This is a genomic window from Gilvimarinus sp. 1_MG-2023 (assembly GCF_030548285.1).
In genome coordinates this window covers 1-288 of sequence record NZ_JAUOSC010000804.1, presented here as the reverse complement: position 1 = coordinate 288, position 288 = coordinate 1, and the positions used below count along the sequence as shown (strand labels likewise).

1 pseudogene is annotated in these 288 nt (G+C 56.2%); it reads right to left on the bottom strand.

What is annotated here, in order from left to right:
• A pseudogene (pyrE, locus tag Q4563_RS19110) lies at positions 1 to 288 on the bottom strand (orotate phosphoribosyltransferase); the annotation flags it as partial.

Genomic DNA, 288 nt, shown 5'->3' with positions numbered 1-288 from the left:
GACAATGACCACACGGCCCGCCAAAGGCGCACCCACCAGATTACCGCCTTCGCCATGGGCCTTGGCTTCCTTGCGATTAAACACATAAGGCACGTCTTTCTGGTAGTCATTGGCCAGCGCCACGGTCATGGCTGCCGCCAGAGGAATACCTTTGTACGCCGGGCCAAACACCACATCGTACTGCAAACCAGCATCTTCCAGTGCGGCAGCGTAAAAACGCCCCAGGCGAGCAAGGGCCAAACCGCTGTTAAACAACCCGGCATTAAAGAAATAAGGGCTGATTCGACC